Origin of the sequence: Pedobacter sp. (assembly GCF_041645105.1) — a bacterium.
Taxonomy (GTDB): domain Bacteria; phylum Bacteroidota; class Bacteroidia; order Sphingobacteriales; family Sphingobacteriaceae; genus Pedobacter.
In genome coordinates this window covers 38,064-63,386 of record NZ_JBAZQQ010000003.1, presented here as the reverse complement: position 1 = coordinate 63,386, position 25,323 = coordinate 38,064, and the positions used below count along the sequence as shown (strand labels likewise).

The 25,323-nt window shown below is 36.0% G+C and carries 21 protein-coding genes; 11 read left to right on the top strand and 10 right to left on the bottom strand.

Going from position 1 to position 25,323, the window contains the following annotated elements:
• Positions 1-13: 13 nt before the first annotated feature.
• Both WC623_RS10375 and WC623_RS10370 read right to left on the bottom strand, forming a co-directional pair.
• Positions 14-925: a carbohydrate kinase gene (locus WC623_RS10375; protein ID WP_372850668.1), complete on the bottom strand. Its 912-nt coding sequence runs from the start codon at positions 923-925 to the stop codon at positions 14-16.
• 28 nt (positions 926-953) lie between these two features.
• On the bottom strand, positions 954-2,282 hold the full coding sequence (locus WC623_RS10370) for a sugar porter family MFS transporter (RefSeq protein ID WP_372850666.1): 1,329 nt from the start codon (positions 2,280-2,282) through the stop codon (positions 954-956).
• A gap of 314 nt (positions 2,283-2,596) precedes the next feature.
• Between WC623_RS10370 and WC623_RS10365 the strand changes: the two genes are divergently transcribed.
• A complete protein-coding gene (locus tag WC623_RS10365; RefSeq protein ID WP_372850664.1) occupies positions 2,597-5,362 on the top strand; it encodes a substrate-binding domain-containing protein in 2,766 nt (921 codons plus the stop codon).
• Between the two features lie 19 nt (positions 5,363-5,381).
• Entirely contained in the window at positions 5,382-6,212 is an 831-nt protein-coding gene (locus tag WC623_RS10360; protein ID WP_372850662.1) for a hypothetical protein, read from the top strand.
• Between the two features lie 5 nt (positions 6,213-6,217).
• Here the strand turns inward: WC623_RS10360 and pncB are convergent, their stop codons facing one another.
• Together pncB and WC623_RS10350 are read right to left on the bottom strand one after the other, a co-directional pair.
• Positions 6,218-7,393 (bottom strand): nicotinate phosphoribosyltransferase, encoded by a 1,176-nt coding sequence (gene pncB / locus WC623_RS10355; protein ID WP_372851855.1) that lies wholly within the window; start codon positions 7,391-7,393, stop codon positions 6,218-6,220.
• Positions 7,394-7,416: 23 nt separating this feature from the next.
• Positions 7,417-7,704: a hypothetical protein gene (locus WC623_RS10350; protein WP_372850660.1), complete on the bottom strand. Its 288-nt coding sequence runs from the start codon at positions 7,702-7,704 to the stop codon at positions 7,417-7,419.
• 401 nt (positions 7,705-8,105) lie between these two features.
• Here WC623_RS10350 and hepC point away from each other — a divergent pair, with 401 nt between their 5' ends.
• From hepC to WC623_RS10330, 4 genes are read left to right on the top strand one after another with little or no spacing between them, the layout of a single operon-like run.
• On the top strand, positions 8,106-10,175 hold the full coding sequence (gene hepC / locus WC623_RS10345; RefSeq protein ID WP_372850658.1) for a heparin-sulfate lyase HepC: 2,070 nt from the start codon (positions 8,106-8,108) through the stop codon (positions 10,173-10,175).
• Between the two features lie 13 nt (positions 10,176-10,188).
• On the top strand, positions 10,189-12,333 hold the full coding sequence (locus WC623_RS10340) for a surface glycan-binding family protein (RefSeq protein ID WP_372850656.1): 2,145 nt from the start codon (positions 10,189-10,191) through the stop codon (positions 12,331-12,333).
• A gap of 20 nt (positions 12,334-12,353) precedes the next feature.
• The gene (locus WC623_RS10335; protein WP_372850654.1) at positions 12,354-15,488 is read left to right on the top strand and encodes a SusC/RagA family TonB-linked outer membrane protein; all 3,135 of its coding nucleotides are present in this window, start codon (positions 12,354-12,356) and stop codon (positions 15,486-15,488) included.
• Positions 15,489-15,506: 18 nt separating this feature from the next.
• Positions 15,507-17,198: a RagB/SusD family nutrient uptake outer membrane protein gene (locus tag WC623_RS10330; protein WP_372850652.1), complete on the top strand. Its 1,692-nt coding sequence runs from the start codon at positions 15,507-15,509 to the stop codon at positions 17,196-17,198.
• A 134-nt stretch (positions 17,199-17,332) separates the two neighbouring features.
• Here WC623_RS10330 and WC623_RS10325 read toward each other — a convergent pair whose 3' ends face one another.
• The 5 genes from WC623_RS10325 to WC623_RS10305 form a co-directional block, all read right to left on the bottom strand.
• Positions 17,333-17,767, bottom strand: a complete 435-nt coding sequence (locus WC623_RS10325; RefSeq protein WP_372850650.1) for a tail fiber domain-containing protein — start codon at positions 17,765-17,767, stop codon at positions 17,333-17,335.
• Between the two features lie 45 nt (positions 17,768-17,812).
• Positions 17,813-18,124 carry a hypothetical protein gene (locus WC623_RS10320; protein ID WP_372850648.1) on the bottom strand — a complete coding sequence of 104 codons (312 nt, stop codon included), beginning with the start codon at positions 18,122-18,124 and terminating at the stop codon, positions 17,813-17,815.
• A gap of 102 nt (positions 18,125-18,226) precedes the next feature.
• Positions 18,227-18,703 (bottom strand): YdeI/OmpD-associated family protein, encoded by a 477-nt coding sequence (locus WC623_RS10315; RefSeq protein WP_372850646.1) that lies wholly within the window; start codon positions 18,701-18,703, stop codon positions 18,227-18,229.
• A gap of 45 nt (positions 18,704-18,748) precedes the next feature.
• Complete coding sequence (locus WC623_RS10310; protein ID WP_372850644.1) at positions 18,749-19,276, bottom strand: N-acetyltransferase; 528 nt, start codon at positions 19,274-19,276, stop codon at positions 18,749-18,751.
• Positions 19,277-19,362: 86 nt separating this feature from the next.
• Positions 19,363-20,766 carry a PLP-dependent aminotransferase family protein gene (locus WC623_RS10305; RefSeq protein WP_372850642.1) on the bottom strand — a complete coding sequence of 468 codons (1,404 nt, stop codon included), beginning with the start codon at positions 20,764-20,766 and terminating at the stop codon, positions 19,363-19,365.
• Positions 20,767-20,962: 196 nt separating this feature from the next.
• Between WC623_RS10305 and WC623_RS10300 the strand changes: the two genes are divergently transcribed.
• From WC623_RS10300 to WC623_RS10285, 4 genes are all read left to right on the top strand, one after another.
• Entirely contained in the window at positions 20,963-21,661 is a 699-nt protein-coding gene (locus WC623_RS10300; RefSeq protein WP_372850640.1) for a hypothetical protein, read from the top strand.
• Between the two features lie 104 nt (positions 21,662-21,765).
• On the top strand, positions 21,766-22,344 hold the full coding sequence (locus WC623_RS10295; RefSeq protein WP_372850638.1) for a hypothetical protein: 579 nt from the start codon (positions 21,766-21,768) through the stop codon (positions 22,342-22,344).
• A 9-nt stretch (positions 22,345-22,353) separates the two neighbouring features.
• Positions 22,354-22,842, top strand: coding sequence for a hypothetical protein (locus WC623_RS10290; protein ID WP_372850636.1), 489 nt, complete (start codon positions 22,354-22,356; stop codon positions 22,840-22,842).
• A 111-nt stretch (positions 22,843-22,953) separates the two neighbouring features.
• Positions 22,954-24,186 (top strand): peroxiredoxin family protein, encoded by a 1,233-nt coding sequence (locus WC623_RS10285; RefSeq protein ID WP_372850634.1) that lies wholly within the window; start codon positions 22,954-22,956, stop codon positions 24,184-24,186.
• A 36-nt stretch (positions 24,187-24,222) separates the two neighbouring features.
• Here the strand turns inward: WC623_RS10285 and WC623_RS10280 are convergent, their stop codons facing one another.
• On the bottom strand, positions 24,223-24,459 hold the full coding sequence (locus WC623_RS10280; protein ID WP_372850632.1) for a hypothetical protein: 237 nt from the start codon (positions 24,457-24,459) through the stop codon (positions 24,223-24,225).
• 339 nt (positions 24,460-24,798) lie between these two features.
• Here WC623_RS10280 and WC623_RS10275 point away from each other — a divergent pair, with 339 nt between their 5' ends.
• Positions 24,799-25,296 carry a hypothetical protein gene (locus WC623_RS10275; protein ID WP_372850630.1) on the top strand — a complete coding sequence of 166 codons (498 nt, stop codon included), beginning with the start codon at positions 24,799-24,801 and terminating at the stop codon, positions 25,294-25,296.
• The last annotated feature ends 27 nt before the right edge of the window (positions 25,297-25,323 follow it).

The following is a 25,323-nucleotide window of genomic DNA, read 5'->3' as shown; positions in this document are numbered from 1 at the left end:
TTAAATTAATACTTTATATAATATTCTCTTGATTTTGTTGAATAAAAGATTCTATTTCCAGAGGAGAGTAAGATGGACAAGCACCTATATTCATAGTCACAAAACCACCTATAGCTGTCGCATATTCAAGAGCCTCTTCTTCACTTTTACCATTCAACCTCGCTACAATAAACCCAGAAAGAAATGCATCTCCGCTACCTATAGTATCTTGAATTACAACTTTATAAGCATTTTTATGTATTTCTTTACTTCCGTTGTAAAATGAAGCTCCAGAACTACCTTTAGTTACGATCATCTCTTTTATATCGAAGCGATCAAGCAAAAAAGATGTCTTTTGCCGCTCAGTACGATTTTCCAGGTTGTACCATCCTGCAATGAGTTCAAGCTCCTGTTTGTTCAGCTTTAGCAAATCTGCCATCTGCAACAACTTTTCTAGTTTCTCCTGATCGATAAAAGGAGGACGCAGATTGATATCAAATACTTTGTATGATGCATTTTCCAAAAGCCTGTACAAAGTATTAGAGGTCATTTCGGCACGTGCAGATAAACTTCCATAAACAAATGCATCTGCCTGTTTAACCATCTGTTCAACTTGAGAATCAGAGGAAATGAAGTCCCAGGCTACTGGATACATTATCTCATAACTAACTTCCTTATCTTCAGAAATGTGGACTGCCACTTCAGAGGTTTTATACTCTGTATCTTTCTGTATAAACTGAACTGGTATTCCCTTTCCATCAATAAAGCTTTTGAGATCTTTACCATGTTGATCATCCCCTACACGGCTAACTATATTACTTTCAATTCCAAGTTGATTGAGATGGTAAGCAACATTCATCGGTGCACCACCGGGCTTTCTTCCTTCTGGTAAATTATCCCATAAAACTTCTCCAAAACATACTACACGGTTATTTTCCTGTTTCATTTTCTAAACTGATTATCTATGTTATAAACTAATGGACAATAATATTATGTTCAATCTGTTCCAGTGACTTCCCTTTTGTTTCTGGCATAAGCTTCCATACAAAAAGGAGTTGGATGATCATCATGATACAAAAGAAGAGGAAAGTAGTGCCCCCTCCCAGCTCTTCAGCGAAATAAGGAAAGCTGAAAGCTATAATGGCAGCCATGATCCAGTGGGTGAAACTCCCGAGTGTCTGGCCCTTAGCACGTACTTCATTAGGGAAAATTTCGGAAATAAAGACCCAAATGACCGCGCCTTGCGAAAAAGCAAAGAAAGCAATGTAAAGCATGAGATAAAAGGTAATCAGCAAACCATTGAAATTACCTGTATAAAAGGTGTATGATACGAGTGCTAAAGAAATGATAAGTCCAAAAGAGCCGATAAGCATTAACTTCCTTCGACCAAAACGATCTATAAAACCAATAGCAATGAGCGTGAAGGTAAAGTTAACCAACCCAATTCCTATAGTTGACAACAGAGAAGTGTGAGCTCCAAGGCCCGCCATTTCAAATATCCTGGGTGCATAGTAAATGATGGCATTGATACCAGATACCTGGTTAAATACCGCAAACAAAATGGCCAATAAGACCGGACGCTTGTACTTTCTGGACAATAAAGGCTCTTTGGCTTGCTCCTTTTGATGCTGACCTGATTGTATAATGTCTTCCAACTCTTTTTCAAAATTGATGGGACTAACCTTTCTAAGGACCTCTTTTGCTTCGCTGATCCGGTTACGTTGCAAAATAAGCCATCGTGGACTTTCAGGAACCAGTGGAATTAGGCATAAATAGATCAATGATGGAACAACCTGAATTCCTAACATCCATCTCCAAGAGGATTCTCCACTATTGCCAATAAGGTAATTGGATAAATAAGAAATCAGAATACCAAGTACTATATTGAACTGAAAAAGGGCAACCAACCTTCCTCTGGAATGCGCTGGAGAGATTTCAGATATGTAAATCGGAGCTGCTACAGAGGAAATACCTACACCAATACCTCCTAAAAACCGGAAGCTAAGGAATACAGCCCAATCCTGGGCAAGTGCCGTTCCTAATGCAGATAATAAATAACAAATTGCAATTAGATATAAAGTGTTTTTACGCCCGAAATTATCTGATGGTATAGCACCTATAAGAGCACCTAAAACGGTGCCGATCAATGCAATTGATACTGTTAAGCCATGCTCAAAAACATTTAAGCCCCAGTAATTCTGAATGGCTTTTTCCGCACCTGAAATGACCGCAGTATCAAAGCCAAAAAGAAAGCCTCCTAATGCTACTACTAGCGACCACGCTATGACAAAATTTTTCTTCATGAAGTTTATACTTGGTTTTTACATCACAAAGAAGAAGAAATACTTGTCTTTTGATGTTAAATTTCAATTCAAATGCATTCAAATTTTTAAACAATGCCACTTTAACACAAAAGTCTGTAAAACAATAAATTAATCTCAATCAAAATAAACCTGAAAATCCATTTATATAGATTTTGATACATACATTTCAAGAAATGATACATATCGTTACAAAACCAATGATGCTCTTTTGACTTTTGGCCTTCGCCCCATTTTTATAAGCCGATTCCTTTTGGTATTTTTCCTTACCAAATTTAAACCTGCATCTCCCAGACATGAGAAATTTCATTTTATTCTTTATTACCATTCTGTTTTTTGGCTGTAGCAATAAGGAAACCAAACGGACTGAATATGTAATAGGTTTTTCCCAGTGTATAGGATCAGACGAATGGAGAAAAACCATGCTGGAAGAAATGAAAAGGGAACTTTCCTTTCATCCCGAAGTGAAATTGATTTATAAGGATGCAAATGGCAACAACCATACCCAGATAAATCATGTGAAAGACATGATCAGAAAGAAAATCAATCTCCTGATTATATCTCCAAATGAAGCCAGACCGCTTACACCAATTGTTGAAGAAGCATTCAACAGTGGAATACCTGTTATTGTGATCGACAGGAAAACATCATCAAGTCTATATACAGCATATGTTGGTGGTAATAATTACGAAATAGGCCGGCTAGCTGCAGAATATATTGCAACTAAAGCTAACGGGAAAGCCAATATTCTTGAAATCATGGGACTTCCCGGCTCCTCTCCGGCTATAGAGCGACAAAGAGGTTTTTATGAAGGACTAAAGCCATACCCCAATGTGAAAGTTGTAAAACAGGTATATGGCAATTGGCTAAAAGAAGTGGCCCAACAAGAAGTAACCAAACTAGCTCCTTCGAAATTCAATATTGACATAGTCTTCGCTCACAATGATCAAATGGCATTGGGAGCTTATCTGGCTTTTAAAAAGGTTGCACCTGAGAAAAAAATAAAGATCATGGGTGTTGATGCACTTCCTGGGGCTCAAAATGGTCTGCAACAAATTGCGAATGGCACTATACAATCATCAATGCTATATCCTACAGGTGGAAAAGAGGCTATTAGAACAGCATTGAATATTTTGAACAACGAACCATTCAATCGGGAAAACATTCTAAAAACCCTTGTTGCAGACTCCAGTAATGTGCAATTGATGAGACTGCAAGCTGACAAAATGAATAGCCAGCAGAAAGACATAGAAAGGCAACAGAAAATGCTGGAAGAACAGATGGAAGTCTACAACAACCAGCAGATCATTCTCAATATCCTTGTTATTAGTCTTGTATTTGCCATTGTTTTTGGAAGCGTAGCCTTGTATTCTCTCAGAGAAAACTGGAAAAACAACAAGGTGCTGGAAGCAAAAAATGAAGAGATTCTGCTTCATCAGCAACAGCTTATTGAAATGTCTGCAAAAGCCAATGCAGCCTCCGAAGCAAAATTTAATTTCTTTACCAATATATCACATGAATTCCGTACACCACTTACGCTGATCAATATTCCTTTAGAAGAACTACTGGAAGACAACAAACTTCCGGAAACAGCAAAGAAACACCTTAACATGATCCATAAAAATTCATCAAGGCTGTTGCGACTAGTTAATCAACTCATTGATTTTAGAAAAATAGAGTATGATAACCAAAGTATCAATCCGTCTGAAAATGATTTTATAGCTTTTGTTAAGGACATCGCAAACGCTTTCAAAGATATTGCAAAAAGGAGAAAAATAGATCTGCGTGTCATAACTACAGAAAGGGAGCTTGATGTTTGGTTTGATGTAAATATGCTGGATAAAGTAATCTTTAACTTGCTTTCTAACGCTTTTAAGTTTACAAACGATCATGGGAGAATACATATCAGGATAGAAAAGGACGCTGAAACCAATAGGGTTCAAATCTGGGTGGAAGACAATGGTGTCGGAATGTCTGAAGAAGATGCAAACCATGCTTTCGACCTTTTTTATCAAGGTGAAAATGACCGTGCAAAAGGTTCCGGCATCGGCTTGTCCCTATCTAAAGAAATTATCACCTTACACCATGGCAGTATCCAATTAAAAAGTGAAAAATGGAAAGGTACGAGCTTCTACATCGTACTTCCATTGGGTTCTAAACATTTCAAAATAGATGAAAATTTGGACAAAACAGCCAGCCCTTATGTGATTGATGATCATAATTTTAAACTATATACGATTGAACTGGAGCAGGCAAACCAAGTAAAAAGCAATCTGACTCCTGTTTTTAACACTTTAAAGGAACAATCTGTTCTTATCATAGAAGATAACGAAGATATGCTGGGATTCCTAAAGCAAAGGTTGTCTGCAGATTATGAAGTTTTTACCGCTGATAATGGAGAAACCGGATTGAATGAAGCATTGGAAAAAGTACCTGATCTGATTATATCAGATATAGTAATGCCCGGTAAGTCTGGTATTTCATTGTTGAATTCTTTAAAAAATGACATCCGAACTTCCCATATCCCAGTAATATTGCTCACTGCTAAAACAAGTGATGAACACCAGATCGAAGGAATGCAGGCAATGGCTGATGCTTATATCAGCAAACCTTTTAATATGACCTTCTTAATGGAGTCTATCATCAGCCTGCTTAACAATAGGGTACTGATGCGCAGCCATTATAGTGCTGAACTACCGGTTGATTCCAGAATAAATATGGTGGGTAAACTAGATAAAAAATTCCTTAATGAGTTTTCAGGAATCGTAGAAAGCAATCTTGCCAATGAAAATCTAAGTGTGGAGGAAATATGTAAGATGATTGGTATTTCGAGGGTTCAGTTATACAGAAAAGTAAAGGCCCTGATGGGCTGTGGTGTATCGGAATATATCATCAATAAAAGATTAAAAAAAGCAAAGTACTTGCTATTAAATGAAGACTTATCCATTTCAGAAATTACTTATATGGTTGGCATTGCCTCTCCAACTTATTTTTCTACCTTGTTTAAAAGCAAGTACGGATGCACGCCAACGGAATTCAAAAAGGAAAAAACAATAGAATAATACTAATAAATAGCTATAAATGAATAGTTTCACGCTTGAATTGTTATTTCATATTATAGGAATAAGTTCCGCTTCTGGTTTATTTTTAAAAGACAATTCACTTTATGTAATAGGCGATAACAGTTCCTACTTCTATGAGTATGAATTCAAATCATCAAACTTAAAGCGTTATGCGCTGAGTGAAAATCCTGCTGAAAATATTGAAAAGAAGCTCAAACCTGATTTTGAAGCACTCTCCTATTATGAAAGTTCATTCTGTCTTTTTGGATCTGGATCAACTGAAAACCGGAACAAAATGGTACAATTAAATGCGAATACCAAAGAAAGGGTTTCCGTTCAGGATTTATCAGCATTATACAAAAGAATGCAGGCTTTGGCTGGCTTAGATGCGGAAAACTTTAATATTGAAGGAGTTGTTTGTAGTGGAAATGCCTGGTATTTTTTTAACCGCGGAAACGGGCATTCAGGGAAAAACCTTGTTTTCACCTTTCATAGTAAGGAATTAGCTAATGATTCTAAAATTACTTATACCGAATTAAAGCTCCCAGAAATTAAAGGTATCCGCACTAGTTTTACAGATGCGATCAAAGTGGAAGATAAATTTTACTTTTTAGCAGCAGCAGAAAATACAAATTCTACCTATAATGACGGAGAGGTTTCAGGAAGCATCATAGGATGTATTGACATTGAAACAATGAAAATAACATTCACTAAAAAAATTTCTGATCGACACAAATTCGAAGGGCTGACACTAAAGCACAATAAGAAAAATGAACTATCCTTCTTGTTATGTGAAGATAAGGATAATGATCAATTGCAAGCAGATATTTACCTGTTGAAGATATACTAAGAAAACTATGGAATATTCAAAATAACCTTTGCCAGATTAATAGTTGCTTCGGTTCCTGTATGTTTTCCCGGTTCATCCGATAGTTTCACCACTTCAGTCCACTCAGCATCTTTTGGAAGCGCTTCTGTCATTTTAATTACAATATTCATGGCTTTTGGTCCAGCATCATTGGTGAAGTTTGTTCCTATACCAAAAGACATTCCTACCCGGTCACGACAGTACGCAGCAATACGTTCCACCTTCTCATAATCCAATCCATCTGAAAATATGATGGTTTTACTTCTTGGATTAATACCCATATGCTCATAATGAGCAATAACCTTATCAGCAAATTCAAGTGAGTCTCCGCTATCATGCCTTACACCATCGAATAATTTCGAGAACATTTTATCAAACTGACGAAAAAACACATCTGTTGTATAGGTGTCAGATAAAGCTATACCAAGATCCCCACGATAAACCTGAACCCAATGCTCCAATCCCATAGCATTAGCCATTTTAAAACCATAATATGCAGCATGGAACATAAACCACTCGTGTGCATGGGTACCTATTGGTTTGGTCTGATGTAACATAGCCATATGAACATTGCTTGTTCCGATAAAAGACCCGGCGCCGTATTCAGATAAAGCCTGTAAGACCAAACGATGAACCTCATAAGAATAACGCCGGCGAGTACCAAATTCTGCTACAGTAATCCCCAATTTCCTATATTTTTCAATTTTTTCTCTGGTCTTATTGATGATCTCCTCTTTGCTTATCCGTTCAGAGTGATTCATCGCGTAGAAAAGCTCACAAATTAAACTCATTAGAGGTACCTCCCACAAAATTGTTCGGTACCAAAGACCTTCGATATGCACACTCAATTGATCTCCCTCTTGTTCAATATGCACTTCTTCGGGATTAAACCGGTACCCTTCTAAAAAATCTAGATAAACAGGATCAAGATATGGACAGGTCACTGCCAGGAATTGCTTTTCTTCTTTACTCAGCTTAAGAAGCGCCATCTCATTCACAGCTTTACGAAGGGCGGCAGAGAAACCTTCAGGAAAAATATGTTTACCGCGGTTGATAAACTTATATCTTGCCTTTGCACCAGGAAATAAGCGGATCACCCCCTGTTGCATTGTAATTTTATAAAAATCGTTGTCTAAAATTGAAGAGATCAAAGCATTGGGCATTGTCTGCATAAGCACATTTCTATTTAACAAACTTCATCAACTAAATAGCCACGGTCAACAGGCCTCCATATTTTAATTGTATTGTCCAATAGTCTATCCTTATTTCTAATGATAATTGTTAAATCCTCGTTCCTTTGAGGAAGATTAATATCTACAATATGATGAATACGTGATACAAACACTCCCATATACTTTTCGAAATCCTCATTACTAATTTCAAGGATAATTTGATCATTTTTAAGCAATACCATACAATTTAGACTGGTTTCTGCTTTAAGTAAGTTCACAACTTTTAAAATGAGTGCTTTCATTAAGATATTATTTTTCTTAAACCTTTTTACTTAATTCTTTTCCTATCTACGAACCTTTACTAGTACGTCAATTCAAGAACTGGATAGACCCTATAACAATTCAGATTAGTTTTGGTTCGAAAAAATTAAATAAAAAGATTAAATACCTGATTAATTCTAAGTTTTCTAAACAAACAGAATCTAAATCAAGTAGATTCATGGCTTCTCAATGTCTAAAAATTGTGTGTCTAATAAGACTGTCTAATACAAGAAAAGGGCACTAATCAGCATTTAAATCATTGTTATTAACCCATACCTAAAGGATAAAAATCAAAATTGAAATCCTAAAAAAGATATATATGCAACCTTTGCTATTAAAAGAGGGATAAAAAAACTAAAGCCAGACTAACCAAATTATAACCATGAAGTATTACATTTACATATGTATCACTTTCTTACTCCTTTCTTGCAAAAAAGAGGCTAATAGAAAAACTACAACTAACTCAGGGACTCCTGGAGTTATAAAGCCTAATAGCGTTATAAACTCTAAGATTTTCGAAATTATTAATCTAAACTATCCAGGACTGGAAAAGGCTAAAAGCCTGTTTGAGGCCGATAAACAATATGAAGCAGCTAAAGCTATTCTTGAATATTATAGATTACGCACAAATGTTGTTAACCCGAATCTTTCGTTGTTAAATGTAACGGTTTCTGAAGATGATAAGCTTAAAGCCGATTATGCTTTAGAAAATCGCTTTTTCGTCAACAATTATTATGAAGATGCAGTTAAAAAGATGCCCTACTCTCTGAATAATGGTAATGCCTTAAATTGGTTATTCGAACCAGTAGGAGCTGACAATGAATACCAGAAGCAATTACACAGACATCAGTGGTTTATACCACAGGCAAAAGCTTACCGTACTACTAAAGATGAGAAATATATCCAATCGTGGATTAAGGTTTATAAAGATTGGTTAGTACAAAACCCTATGCCGGAAACGGGAACCAACAATACAACCTGGTGGCAGTTACAGGTTGCAGAGCGTCTTAGCTCACAAACGCAAATATTTGAATATTACAAAAACTCTACAAACTTTACTCCAGAGTGGTTTTCTGAATTCATGGTTCAGTTTAGCCAACATGCCGATTTCCTTGTGAAATATCCTTATAGCGAAGGAAATATTCTTGTTGCTCAAGGCAGTTCATTGGCTTTTGCTGGTGTACTATTTCCAGAATTTAAAAAAGCTTCGGAGTGGATGACTGAAGGTTTCAAAATACTAGATACAGAAGTTAAAACCCAATTTTTAGCAGATGGTATGCATTATGAGTTGGATTTAAGTTATCATATCGGAACTGTTGCCAACTTCTACGAAATCATGAAATTAGCGGATGCTAATAAAGCGATTGTAGGAAACGTTGCTTCAAACTTTAAGGATTATTTACGTAAGGCAACACAGGTGGTTATGAATTTCACTTATCCTAATTATTTCACCACTGCGGCATCAAATAGTCAGTATGTCCCAGGCTTTAATGATACAAGACAGGTCTCTTGGTCAAGATCAGTACTCAATCGTAACTTTACCCGCTATAATGAAATGTTTCCTGATGAACAAGAGTTGCTTTACATGAGCTCTTATGGTAAAAATGGTAAGATTCCGGCTACTACCCCTAAAGCATTCACATCATCTGGATACTATGTATTACGTAATGGGTGGGACAAATCATCAACTATGTTTATCCTGAGCAACAATAATACAACAACAAACTCACTGCAGGTATGGAGTCATAAGCAACCGGACAATGGAACTTTTGAGCTATATCATAAAGGGCGCAATTTCTTCCCAGACCCAGGTGTGTTTGCCTATACCGGCGATGGAGATGATGCGAATAGACTATGGTATCGCCAAACCAGGGTACACAATACCTTGACTTTAGATCACAAAAATATCACTAACGCTAAAGGCAAGTCTCTAGCAGTAGTATCCAACAGTCAAGCTGAAATTGTAGTGACAGAAAACCAAGGCTATACGAATTTAAAACACCGTCGCTATGTATTTTATGTTGACAAGTCCTTTTTTGTATTGGTAGATGAGGGTATTGGTTCTGCTAGTGGAACAGTAAACCTTAATTTAAATTTGTGCGAAGGAAATAGTGAAGTTATTGTAAGTACCGATAAAAATGGCGCCCATACAAACTTTACCGACGGCAACAATATGATTATGAGAACTTTTGGAAGCGATGCCTTAACTACTCTGGCATTTGATGGGAAAGTTTCTTACGCTAAAGGTATTGAAGCTAATCGTAAAGCCTATACGGTTAACATGACAAAAAGTGCTGGACAAACAGCTCGCTACATTACAGTATTGTATCCTAGCAGCCAGGCCAATCTTGTACAGATCAACGCAGAATTTAAACAGCCCTTCCAGGAAACTGGTGTTGCTTTAGAAGTTAGCATCGATGGAAGAACATATAACTTAAATTGTAATCTATAAAATTCATATCATTATGAAGCCAACAAATACTAATCTAAAATTAAAACGATATTTATCGTGGACGTTTATCTTACTGCTTTTTACAGCAAGTTGTAAAAAGGAAGAAGTTATTGATACCACTTCTTTCACAATACATTATACAGGCATGACCGATATTGGCCCATCAATGTCGGGCGTTATTGCGTCTCCCTCTTATATTGGTGCTGCACCAAGCGCTTTCGAAATTACGAGCATCACTATTGATGGCGCAGCTTATACTGGTAATAGTTTCGAAATCAATGCTGATAACGGAAGTGTTAGTATAAAGGAAACTAAGGGTATGCCTATTGGAGTTTACAAAATTTCTATCAGCTGTTTTTCTAATGGAAAGAAGTATGACTTTAAAGATGCCATTGATGTGAATATGATGAGACCTGTACCAGAGGGCATTACAGTTGAGCCAAACAAGCTGACTGTTAATTATGCAGACATCATTGATGCCGGGAACACTGTTGAATTACCTACCGCCCAGGTAACAACAAACAAAAACCACGTTTCAATCAAAAAATATGAAATAGCTAAAAGTGATTTCTCTAAATACTTTGCAATATCATCTACAGGAGTTATATCAGTTGTTAAAGGTGATGCAACTTTAGTACCTGGGAAGTACGTTCTTTCCCTTAAATTAACTACGGGAGCATCGGGTGAAGATGAAGGAATATTTCAAAATGCAGTAGAGATAGATATTATTTCTAAGCCTTTGGGATTAACCTACACACCTTCTTCAGGTAAGATAGAAGAAGAATCTGCACTAAGTGGTAAAACTTCATTTACAAGTACCGTACCAACACTTAAAGGTTCATTAAACGACCTTTCATACTCAATAAAAAGCATTAGTCCAGCTACAAATAAAATAGCGATTAATGCACAAACGGGTGTTATTTCTGTTGCAGAAAACCATGGCTTTACTGCAGGACAAAAATATAAGGTTACAGTAAACGCAAAGAATGCATACGATCAGACCGGTGTTGATTTTAGCGATGTTTTTGTACTGGATGTTGTTGAATTTATAGAACCTATACAATTATTTAGCTATCCGAATAAGAATGCTATACAAGCAGTTGCTTTTGATATAAGTCCAGCCGCAGGTTTCAAAGGGGACGAAGTTCGTTTTGAATTTGTAGAGCTACCAGTTGCATTACAAGGTAAAATCTCTTTAAATGCACAAGGACAAATTAGCGCCCTTAAAGGCAATACAATAGCTAAAGGCACCTACACGGTAAAAGTAAAAGCTACTAACCCTAAAAATGAGTCTACGGCTACCTTTACCCTAACAATTGGTGCAAATCCAAATTTCTTCACTTTCATAAAATATGGAAATAACCTTGGTTTAGCTGCGGTAGAAAACTATGCAAACCAATTCCGTATTCCAGTTGGCGCAGCTCTTTCAACAGTAAGTCCAACACCAACAACAGATGCAGCAGTAAGCTTGATTTATGAAATTAAAAATATTCATCAGGGAGCTGGAACAACAATAGATGCAAGTACAGGAAAGATCACATTAAATGGTATTGCTGCACCACAATGTGCTATTTTTATGGTAACTGCTACGGCAGGAAAAGGAACACCAGAAGAATATTCCGTTCAAACTCCGGTATTTGTGCATAAATCTGAACCCGTAACAGCTCCTAATGGAGAGAAGGCAGTAATTGAATATTCACCTTTTGCTTTCCAGGTAAACCCAAATTCTGGTGGTCGCTCAGCAAAACCAGTAATTACAGGAATCGCTGATAAGAGCAAATTGACAATGGATTATAGAAGGACGTTTAACTATTATAATTTCTTCGGAACTCAGGTGAATGGCCAACCAACTGTAGTAGGATCGTTTATGCGCAGCCTTTGGGAACAATATGCCGAGAGCAGAAACATCAATCCAAATTATGGTTCAAGAGACCCTCTATCCTATTATTCTAACAGGGCCAGCACCAATAATGCGCTTGCATATGTAGATCCATTAACTTTTGAGTTGGTTGTTAACCCCAATAAGTGGACTTCAAATGGAGAAGCAGCCAATGGGGCAATGATCGGACAAATCACGTTTGGAACCGATGGAAATGACCCTGTTAATAGCACATCACAGGTATTCCCTATCGTTGTATGGTTTGATACGAAATTTTAAAAAGAACAGAAATGCGTAATATGATAAAGATAAGTGTAAATAAGGGATTCATCATGACCATGGTGGCATTACTGTGGTCGTTAAGTCTCTCTGCCCAAAAAATTTCCTTAAAAGGAAAAGTTTTAGACGAAACAAATACTCCTCTAAAAGGAGCATCAATAACCATTGTAGGGAAACCTGGTGGTACAATGACAACTGAAAATGGTGCTTTCTCTATATCTACCCAAAAAGGTGAAACTTTAAAAGTAAAATATATAGGCTATAAGGAACAAACCCTTAGAATAGGTGACATGAACGACATAATTATCAGATTAAAACCTGATAACGAGCTTCTGGACGAACTAGTTGTAGTGGGCTATAGTACAGTAAAACGTAGTGATCTTACAGGATCCGTTTCTACTGTTAAAGGAAAAGATGTTGAAGGTTTTAAATCTAGCTCAGTATTAGGTGCATTAGGTGGTCAGGTTTCCGGAGTTCAAATCACACAATATGACGGAGAACCAGGTTCTGGTTTTAATGTCAACATTCGTGGGGTTGGAACATTAACAGGTGATGCTTCTCCCCTATATATTGTAGATGGATTTGAAGTAGCCAACCTTAATTTCCTGTCAAATTCAGATGTAGAATCTATTGAAGTATTAAAGGATGCTTCAGCTTCAGCTATATATGGAGCAAGAGCAGCAAATGGAGTGGTTTTAATTACCACTAAATCTGGAAAGGTGGGTAAACCTCAGATTGCATTCAGCAATGCTAGCACGTACCGTCAGATCAATAAAACATTAGAATTATTGAGTCCTTATGAGTTTGTAAAACTACAAGCAGATGTAAACAGTGCCTATGCAGGTTCTTATTATAAACCAGGTGTTGATGAAAATGGAATACCTTACAAATACCAGTCAGCCGAAGATTATATTGGCGTAAAAGGTATCAATTGGCAAGAAGAAACATTCAGGCCTACCTGGTCACATGATCAAAATTTCTCTGTAAGTGGTGGTATAGAAACAACTAAGTATAATTTCTCCCTAAACAGATATAATGAAAATGGTATATTCAACAATAGTGATTTTGGTAGAACAGCAGCCAAAATGAGAATAAACCAAAAACTAACCAGAGATATAACAGTAGATGCAACAATAAACTATGGTAAGACACTTAGATCGGGAGTTGGAACTACAGCAGATGCTGGAAGATTTAACATGCTTGGACAGATTTTTAGTGCAAGGCCAACAGGTGGATTAAAAGTAGATGATGAAACACTTTTGACATCGGCTATCGACCCTGAAATACTGGAAGATGGTTCAAGTTTGGCTCAGGTAAACCCTATCGTACAAACAGAATCTGTAATCAATAACAGAGCAACAGAGTTATGGTCTTCCAACTTATCAGTTAATTGGGAAATCATGAAAGGATTGACTTTCCGTTCTGCTGGAACCTTCAATACAACCTACTCACGTAACGATCTGTTTTATAGAAACGGTTCAAAAGAGGCTTTCCGTAATGGTCAAAAGCCTTATGGACAAACTCAAATGGGCAAAAATCTACGTTGGACTAACTACAATAACCTGACCTGGAAAAAGAAAATTGACAACAAAAACTCTTACGATGTGATGTTAGGACAAGAGTTATCTTTCAACAGTTCTGAATTTTTGTTAGGTCAGGCAATGGATTTTCCTTTCGACAATCTGGGTAATGACAATTTAGGAGTAGGTGCTACACCAAGCCGTGTAAATTCAGGTTATTCAGATAAGAAGCTTTTGTCATTTTTCGCCAGAGCCAACTACAACTTTGACAATAAATATTTGTTAACTGCCACAATAAGGGCCGATGGATCAACTGTGTTTTCGGAGAAAAACAAATGGGGATACTTCCCTTCATTTTCTGCAGCATGGCGTATTTCTCAAGAGAGTTTCATGAAAGATATTAGTGCTATATCTGATCTTAAGCTTCGTTTAGGATGGGGAGTAGTTGGTAACGATAGGATTGCGAGCTTCCTTTCGTTAGATCTTTACGAGCCTAGCAAATATGGTATTGGAAGTACTACTTACACAGTATTGACTCCAAAGCAACTTAAAAATGATAACCTGAAATGGGAAGGCTCCTCAACCATTAACATGGGGATTGATTGGGGATTCTTAAAAAATCGTGTGACTATGGTATCTGATTTCTTTATCAAAGACACGAAGGATCTTCTATTAGCCCAATCACTTTTAGAACTAACAGGCTTTTCATCCCAATATCAGAATATCGGAAAAATCAGGAACAAGGGTTTTGAACTAAGTATAACAGGTAAACCTATCCTAAAGAAAGATTTCTCATGGGAAACTAATTTCAATATTTCATTCATAGATAATAAATTGGTAGCTCTTCAATCCGGCGCAAATGCGATGTACACACGCTCTGGTTTTGATAGTAACTTTACTGAGAATGATTATGCAGCTATTATTGGTCAGTCATTAGGTCTAATTTACGGTTATGAATTTGATGGCGTATATCAGTACAATGACTTCAATACTACACCAGATGGAAAACTGATTTTAAAGGATGGAGTTACCGACAACAGACGTATTACAAACCTGGCTCCAGGAGCTGTAAAGTATAAAGATCAGGATGGTGATGGTATTATATCTACTAATGACCGTACTGTTATAGGAAATGCTATTCCAAAAATGTATGGTGGTTTTAACAATACATTCTACTATAAGAATTTTGATTTAGGTGTGATGGTACAATTCAACTATGGTAACGATATCTATAACGCAACTCGTTTATACGCGACACAATCTCGTTCTGGACGTAGAAATATGCTTGCAGAAGTTGCAGATAGATGGACACCTACACATGCTTCAAACAAAGTTCCTTCAACAAATGGATATATTACAAACGATGTTTACTCCCGCTTTGTTGAGGATGGTTCTTTTGTAAGGTTGAAAAGTGTTGCATTAGGCTATACCCTACCCGCTGCATGGACTAAAAAAGCTTATATGTCGAAAGCAAGAGTATTTACATCAGCACAAAATTTGCTTACGTTGACAGGATACAGCGGTTATGATCCAGAAGTTAGTACTTCAGGAGGCAATCCAATGACTCCAGGGTTAGATTGGGGAGGTTATCCTAGAAGTAAGGTATTTACATTCGGATTAGAAGTTCAGTTTTAATCAATAAGATAAGAAATCATGAAAAGTAAAATTTATTATATACTAGCTGCCTTTGTGTTAACGATGAGCACATCGTGCAAGGATTATTTGGTAGAAGAATCGAGAACAGATATTGATAAAAGTAAGTATATGCTGAATGCAGCAGAAGCCGAAAATGTACTATTAGGGGTTTACCGTAATATGGTAACTGATGAATTATATGGTTATCACCTATCTATCCTATTTACCATGGGTACAGATATTTCCCAGGTAGAGGGTAGTACAAATGAAAATTTCCGTATCATTCCTACCAATTCGTTCTCTGCCAATCAGGTAGAAGTACAACGTACCTATGCTACATTATATAACTCAGTTTACAATGCCAACGATTTTATCGAAAGCCTGGAAAAGAAAATGGTTAATTTTTCAGATAAAGATAAACAACTGGCTACAATTTACCTGGCTGAGGCAAAAGGCTTGCGCGGACTATATTACTTCGAATTATTACGCCGTTATGGACATATTGTATTAATCACAAATACTGCAATGTCTAATCAAGCTCCTGCCACCTTTATACAAGAAGACCCTGCAAATGTTTATAAATTTATTGAACAGGACTTGAAATATGCGGTTGAAAATCTTCCATATGCAGTTGATGATACTTACAGAAACAATAAGAGTTTCAGACTATCCAGGGGTTCGGCATTAGGTTTATTAACCAAAGTATATGCAACATGGGCAGGAAGCCCCGTTAAAGATGTTTCAAAATGGGAAATGGCTGCAAAAACTGCACAAATATTAGTGGAGTCAAACAAACACGGCTTGCTTGAAAATTATGAACAATTATGGAAAAACTCTGGAGCAGGATCATGGAATCCAACAGAAAGTTTAATTGAAGCTTCTTTCTACTCTCCTACAGCTACAAACGGAGCTGCAGATCCAATTGGGCGTATCGGTAAATGGAACGGTGTTAGAGCTACTATTAGTGCTGAACGTGGAAGCAATGCTGGTAACGTGAAGGTTGTACATACTTTTGTATTAGATTGGCGTAACTATCCGGAGGATCTAAGGAGAGATATTTCTGTAGCAAACTATCAGTATAATCCATCTAAAGTATTATGGGTAAAAGCAACTAGTGACTCTGAGCAACTTGCCTTGACTAATGATGCAGACCCAACAAAAAAACAAAGAGAGAAACAAAGTTACACACCTGGTAAATGGGATACCGAAAAATATGTTCCTCAAAGCAATAAGCTAATTAACAATGATAAATCTAACATCAATTGGTATGTTTTACGCTATGCAGATGTGCTATTGCTATATGCAGAGGCACTGAACGAATGGAAACAAGGTCCTACAAATGATGCTTATGCTGCTATTAATATGGTAAGAAGACGTGGTTACGGTTTACCTGTAACAGCAACCAGTACCTTAGCTGATTTACCAGCAGGTTTGGATGTGACAGGTTTCCGTAATGCTGTTCATAAAGAACGCGCATTTGAATTGGCTTTTGAAGGAGACAGAAAATTAGATTTAATACGTTGGGGAATTTACTACGAAACAGTTAAGGAAACAGCTAAAAATCTTGGATCATGGTGGATCACTGCCGGGGCTCCTAACTATGTAGTTGCACAACCAGGTTATACTACAAAAACAAAACACGATCTATTACCAATTCCACAAAGAGAAATGGATTTAGCGCCACACTTTGACCAAAACTTTGGTTGGTAGTGCGTTATTAGAGTAATAATTGAATTCGCATAAAGAAAACGGTTAAGAAGAATTTCTTAACCGTTTTTTAATTAATAAAAAAAGCCATCCTTACGGATGACTTCCCCCAAAACACTTAAACTAAAAAAAAGCATTTATCTGGATTTTTCTTTAAGCTGCCTTACCTCTTTCTTTAAAAGCTCAATTTCAGCTTGCTGCTCTTTAATTGCAGCCACAAGTACAGGAATCAGGTTCTCAGTTTGTACTTCGCTATATTTAGCTACTTTGGAACTATTTTTACCAGCATCATATACTTTTGAAGCCTCATAAACCATTTCAGGAAACTCTGTTTGCACATTGCTGGCCATAAAACCATACTGTGCTCCTGCTGGTAATTTAAGATGCTTATACTTACTTACATCATAATTAAATGTAACCGGTTCAAGATTTTTTAAATGTTGGGTCGAGTTGGCAATCTTACCAACATTAACTTTCAGTTCCTGCTCATTAATTTTTTGTGCACTAGCTGTTAATGTAGCTGCACCTAATAAAAGTCCTGTAACAGAACATTTTAAAAAATGGTTCTTCATAAAATAAAATTTTGTGTAAATACTTAATTATTGACTGTTCAGAAATTAAGAACAGTAGTCGGGAGGCGGATATGGCAATGATATACAAAGAGCCATAACATCAGGCACAAAAATCTGCCTTGCTTTCTTAGCAATTGTTAATGAAGCCACCTCAAATAAAGGTTGTCCGATAAAATCTTCATCTGCACTTTCTATTTGTTTGCTTTCTTCTTCAGTTTCGGAATTATCATCCGTTTCCTGACCAATACAATAGATAAGGGTATTTTGTACATCTTGACGATCAGCAGCAAATAACGGCACAGCTTTTACCAGTAAAAAGGTAAGCAAAACAAATAAGCCTGTTATTCTTCTAAACATAAGTCGCTGGTCCGTATAATGTTATATTAGGATATCAGCAAATATAAGTGCTGGCTCTCAAAAAGCCAATCACTGTAATGTATTTTTTTTAATAGATTAATGCTAAGAGATACAAAAAACTCCGGCAGCAATACGGTCAACAGCCTGTGCCATACGTTCAATTTGTTGTTCTGTACTTTGCCCCTGTTCAATCCAGGAAACGTATTTGTCTCTCTCCTGCTCTTTCCAACTTTGAAAATTCTTCAAAGCTTCCGGATCATCCTCAATACAAAGCAGAAATTCTGCCTTTACATCTAATTCCATGGTTAGGGCGAATATCTTAAGCTTAATCTGATCACCAGCCTGTTTGCCTATTAATTTCCTGATTTCAGCTTTTACAGGAAGGAAACGTTGCCCATTACCTAAAGACAGCAAACCAATTTCAGCAACCTCATAATCATCAAATAATGCACATACTTTATCCCAGCCTAAAGGCTTACCCGAAGGAGCCTTAATTTCAGGTAGTCGTACAAAAGTCCAGCCTCCTTTTCCAGGAAACTTTTCTAACATTAAAGCTTCGTCTAATAATAAGGTATTCATCTGATTAAAAAGTATAACAAAAATACAAATTGTTAACTACTCTTATTATCTTATTTCCTGATCTTTTATAAAACAAACAGATGCTAAAGGCAGTTCGTCATGTTGCCAGTTTTCATTTTCCCTTACAAAATCTTTTCTTTCCAAAAAATCCAATAAGGGATTCTCCATATATTCATTTATCCAAAGTGCTTCATAGGATCTGCATACGGTCATACACTTCTCAAACAAAGATTGCATGATCATTGGATCTGAATATTTATTTAATATTCCAAAGTCTGCTATTCGCATGCTTCGTTTCTGTTCCAAACGTACAGGTCTTTTGCCTTTAGAGGTAATCCTTACATATCCTGCTGGTTCATCATCTGCATAAACCACCAACCATTGGTTTGACATGCTGTTTACTTCAACAATAAGACTCTTTTCATTAAAATTGTCAGCGATATACTTATCAAGCACTTGTACCTCTAATAAATTTGAGAATTTCTCTTTAGCAATCTCTCTAGTTAGCATCAGCAATATATTCAGTCCCTGTTCAGTTGCTATTGTAAACTTTGTTATAATCTTTGTATTCATTTCCTGTGCTTTAGATTTACAAAGTTATTAAGCTTAACAATTTAATGCTGGTACACAATTTTAAAGAATTACCAGTACAGATCTTATCAAAAGTACTTTCCAGCAAGTTTTATAGCTTCCAGCTTTTTTGGGGAGAATTTATCGGCAAAAACAAGCCTGAAATTATTCGAAAAGTTATTAGAAAAGGAAAAAGTATAGCCTGGGGTAAATCTTACTCCATTTTTTTCACATTGACGATAGAAATAATCCATGTCAGTATGCCCTGGCATTTTAACCCAAATATTATAACCACCTGATGGGGTATACATTAATGTACCTTTTGCAAAATTATCCGACAATAGATTAATTGTAAAATAAGCATTCTTTGCCAATTCCATTCGGAATGCACGAATGTGTCGATCATAGCTACTACCCTTAAGCAAACGGTTAACTGTTTCCTGATAAATTGGAGATACCGTGCTGCCCAATGAGAATTTAATTTGTTCAGCCCGATCCATAAATTTCCCAGCAGATAACCATCCAAGTCTTATACCAGGAGCAAGAGTTTTAGCGTATGAAGAATAAGTCATGACGAGTCCGCTTTCATCATAACTCTTTATATTGCAAGGTCTTTGCCCGCTAAAATTAAGATCACCATAGATGTCATTTTCTATTAAAACAATATTGAGCCTCTGTACAACCGCCAGTAATTTCTGCTTTTGTTCATCAGTCATCAGGATACCTGTAGGATTATGGAAATTAGGTGTAACAAGCACAGCTTTTACCTTATTCTTCTGACAAGCCTTTTGCAAAAAGTCAATGTCAAATCCATATCCCAGCTCTATTGGAATTTCTATGACTTTAAGGTTTAACATTCTGATAACCTCCAGTACAGAGAATACACATGGACTTTCTACTGCTATGATATCCCCACTGTTACATACGGTCGCTAAAGCAATATACAATGCCTGTAAAGCACCATCAGTAATAATCAGCTCATCAGGATTGAGTCTGGTCTGATAACCTGCAGCTCTCTTCACAATACTTTTCTTCAAATCTTCAGATCCGTTTGAAGGGTAATACCTTAAAAGACTAACTCCATTCTCTCTGATCACTTGCTGCATAGTTCGTAATAACAATTTTTGAGGGATAAGCAAATCACCAGGAGCAGCAACATTAAACTCGGAAAGCTTTTTTTCCGATCTTAATGAAGTAATGTGTACCAGATTATTTTCGAATATAGGATCTCTTATAACTGGAGACTGAAGAGCTTCCTGTTGATCAAGAGCATTTACTGGTCTTGAACTTACATAATATCCTGATTTAGCTACACTTTCTACCAATCCCAGAATCATCAAGTGTTCATACCCTTTTTGTATAGTGCTTATACTTGTCAGATATTGATTTTTTAATTCACGAACTGATGGTAGCTTATGGCCTGGCTTATAAATACCTTCCCGAATGTTCTTTTCAATAGATGATGTAAATACCTCGTACTTATATGACTTCATTCAAACTGTACTGGGTATTTTAAAAAAAGTAACCCTGTATAGCAAACTTAGAGATTATATCTTTGGAAACAGATAAATGAAAATAGTCAATTAATATTTATAGAAAAGTCCTAGGTTTGAAATATCATCCTGTATATAGAATGTAATAATACAGGAATCGTAAACAAAATTAAATATATCATTTTAGCTAAAAACCATGTTTAAAAAATACCTGATTATTCTTTTTTTATGGCTGATCTCAGGATGTACTATTTTATTTGCTCAGGATTCGCTATCCGTATGGAAAATAGAATACCAATACATCCGTAAATCATCTGATACGCTTATTAAACCAGATGTAAAAATGGCTGATGTAGCATCATATGGAAGCGTAACTTTATATTATACCGATTCGACATATCGGATTCAATATTCACCTAAACATTGGGAAATTGGCGATTTCAATGCCGCACATAGTTATAACATTTATGACAACCTAGCCAGGGAAGGACTTTCTGCGACACAACAAATGCCAGATCTTCATGAAATTTCGGATAGTGAATTTCCTATAATTTTATGGGCTGATGATTATAAAATGATTAAAGCTGAAGGGAAAGTAACGATGATGGGTAAAGCCTGTAATAAATTCGTGTTTCATCCTCAAAAAAAACTTGTTGATGCGGTATATGAAGTCTATGTATCCGATGATGTGCCCAGAATTTCCTGGCACCCTTATACATTTATGAGTCAATTATCAAGTGGCTTTTTAGCTTTATACAAAAAGAATGTCGCCAATACCTTGTTAGAAGGTTTAGAAGCAAAGGAAATCAAGCAAGTAAACGTCTCATTTGATTTTTTCAGGCTTCCAAAAACAATGAAAATTCAGAAAATGATTGCCCCACCTAAACTTAATTAATAGGCAATCAATGAGTTTCATTTAAACATATTACATATACACGATGTTTTTCTAAAAATATACTGGCATAATTTTCGTCTGCTTACTATTAGTAAAAAATAAAAATGAGAAGACTCTTGAAATTTAGTTTGTGTCTGTTTTGCTTAACCGGCCTATTGAGTTGCTACACGAATAAATTTTACAGTAAAAATGATTACTCTTTGTATCAGAAAGACTTCCACTTGAGTGATTCTACTTTATTAAGGACAGATGGAGTTTACCTCCAAACAAAGATCTGGACCAACGAGAATGGAGGAAAAGAACGGATCCCTAAGGAGCGGAAAATCTATAAATTCTATAATACTGGACAAGCAAATATGATTCTTGATTTAAATAACAGCCTAAAAACAAATCAACAGTATATTGACGCAGTTAATACCAGAATTAAGAACAAAGTAACTCCTACACTTTTCCAGGGATATTACCGCTTAAATGGAAATCGAATAGTAATTCAATCTGTAAATCCACCTCGTAACGTGTTTTCATATGCGTATGCAGTTTTAGAAAGTAACAAACTAATAATAGTAAAATCAACCATCGAAGGAAAAGGAAAGATAGATGATAAGTTCTTTACAGATTATTACAAAGAGTATTATACTTTTGTATCCACTGGTGATGACTCTTATATGGAACCTAATTGGTAATAAAAAAATATGAAACTAACAATCTCACTATGTACAACGGTAGCATTTTTATTTGCGAGTTGCAATGATTCTCCACATAAAACTACTAAGACTAAAGCAGAACACATTAACAAGGAAGTATCGAAGCTCAGGTCGATTAAAAAAGGTGATTCTTTGGTTTATGAAAGTCCATCTTTTTCATCTTATACTGAAAAGGTTAAAAGGGGAACTGGGATAATTTCTTTTTACTTAGATGTAAATGACAGACTAGACATCTGGAATATGGACAATACCAAATTTGGAAATATTGTGCTAAAAAAGGACTTGACTTATCTTACGCTTAACATGCCAAGGAAAGTCATCGCCCGAAAATTAGTACCGGAGTATGAGTTCGCTGCCTTTGACTTTGATGCAGAAAATCTAGAAACGGATGAAAAATTCATCATTATTTACATCAATAAGGCCAAAAGAAAAGTAAAAAAGTCAGGAGCTAAATTTGTTTTTGCATCCAGGAATTAATTGTAAACCTGATAAATCTAGGACAGAAAAAAGTCATATAAAATCTGAGTCAAATTCAAGTTGTTAAAAATGTGCAACTTTACTATGTATCTACAGATTTATAAAGGAATCATGATTAAGAAAACCATATTCATTGCTTTATTCGTATTATCTATTACAACCTTATGGGCACAAAAGGTTCCTGTTTTAAGTTCCGGCAAATGGCATGCATCATTGTTACGAACAGATGGAAGTCACATTCCAGTTCAATTTGAAGTTAAGGAAGAAAACAAAAAGTCAGCTATTTATATCATCAATGGTACCGAGCGACTCAAAACAGATCCTATAATTATAGCCAAAGATTCAGCAATTATTAAAATGCCTGTTTTTGAATCATATTTCAAAGTTAAATTTATCACAAAAGATAGCATCAATGGATTTTGGATCAGGGCCGCAGAAAATAAAGATATCGTCATGCCCTTTGCTGCTTCTACAAAAGTTAGATCTTCAGCGAAGATATCTTTTAAAGCACCTGAAAATATAGCTGGTAAATGGACAATAGAATTTACAAGAGCTAATCAAACCAAGAGACCGGCAATTGGACAATTTGTCCAAGTTAAAAATTCAATTTCAGGCTCTATCTTAACCCCATCTGGGGATTATAGGTATTTAAACGGAACCATTTCAGGTAATTTTTTTGATCTTTCCACTTTTGATGGAATTCATGCCATGTTGTTTGAAGCTAAAATTGAAGGAGATACTATTAAAGGTTCTTTATTATCTGGAGCTTCTGGAAAAGAAAGCTGGATAGCCACAAGAAATGAACAAGCAGCCTTATCGACCACTCCAGTAACCACAATAAAAGAAGGGAGTAACGGTATACCTGATTTTCAATTTAAAGATTTAAATGGCAAACTGGTATCCGTTAAAGATCAACGCTATAAGAACAAAGTAGTCATTCTGCAGATCATGGGATCATGGTGTCCAAACTGTATGGATGAAACTGCTTTTTTAAGTGAATACTATAAGAAAAACAAACATAAAGGCATAGAAGTTATTGCCTTGTCCTATGAACTAAGTACCGATAACGAACGCTCAAAAAAGAGTCTGCAAAAATTCCAGACCAGGTTTGATGTTCAGTACCCTATCCTTCTTACTGGTGTGACCGTATCAGACCCTAAAAAAACTGAAAAAACGCTTCCACAATTGACAGATATAAAGGTTTTCCCGACAACAGTTTTTATAGATAAAACTGGAAAAATAAGTCATGTAGAAACCAGTTTCTACGGACCAGCTACCGGGCAACATTATTTAAAATATAAAGAAGAATTTGAAAAAACTGTCAATCAGCTACTAAAGCAATAGGTTGTCACATCCTAAAATAGCTTGACCTGAATCTCCTCAAAAAATAAACTTATAATCATCTATACGATCTGATTTCACAAAACGTGTCAATTTACCCTCGTGAAAATAAAAGAATGAATAAGGTTCAGGTTTGGGGTTAAATGAATTATAGGAGATAATGCGATAAATATTTATACCATCATTATCAATCGACATCAATTCGGCAGAGCGATTAGCTTGTTTGAATTCACTTTCTAACATACCTATTTTAATTGACGATTCTTGATACGACATGCTCTTGCAACCTAAAGCAACTACCGCCAGGCAGATTAAAATTATTTTTTTCATGTTTGTTTATTTGTGTGTAGAGAAACGAGTCCAATAACAATGCCCATTTAATTATCTATATAATAAATCAATGTTAATAGTTCAAAAAAGACAAACAAAGTGCTGATTATCAAGATCTTTGTATAAGGTAACTTTTTTGTTTACACAAATTAACTGGTAGTAATAGAATTCACTTTTCTGAATGTTTTGGAATTGTACTGAAATAAAAACACAGCAGTAATCTGAGTACCCAATATTTTTTTACTTATTTAGCAATTGAGACAAATAGTACACGTTATAAATTAGATGAACATACAACCGCTTACCGCATTTGAAAAGAAAAAGCTTAAAAGCCTACTGATACAGCGACTGATCTTTTTTGCAATCTTCATTACTCCCCTACTATATGCATACGTGATCTTTATTAAAAATATGATTAAGGACATATCTACTAACCAAATTAGTGGATTAACATGGTTTGGGGCTATCCTGACTATAATATTTACCATTTTACTTATCAACATAGTTATACCTTTTTATGTACGTACATTTAGGCACTGTCTTCAATCTTCGAAAAGAGTAATAGATACTGTTGTAAAGAACGTAACTGTAGAAAATGCAATAAGCAGTGCCTTACCACCCCGCTATATTATAAAGACCGAATATAAGGAACTGGATAGCTGGGCAGCAGCAGTAATATTGGGACATGGTGTTAGTCCACATCAACTAAGACCCGGCATGACAGTACGTATCCATTGCACTATTGATCGCAGTCATGATATTCTGTTTATAGAAAGAATTTAATAAGTCGCATTTGCCCCCTTAACTTGT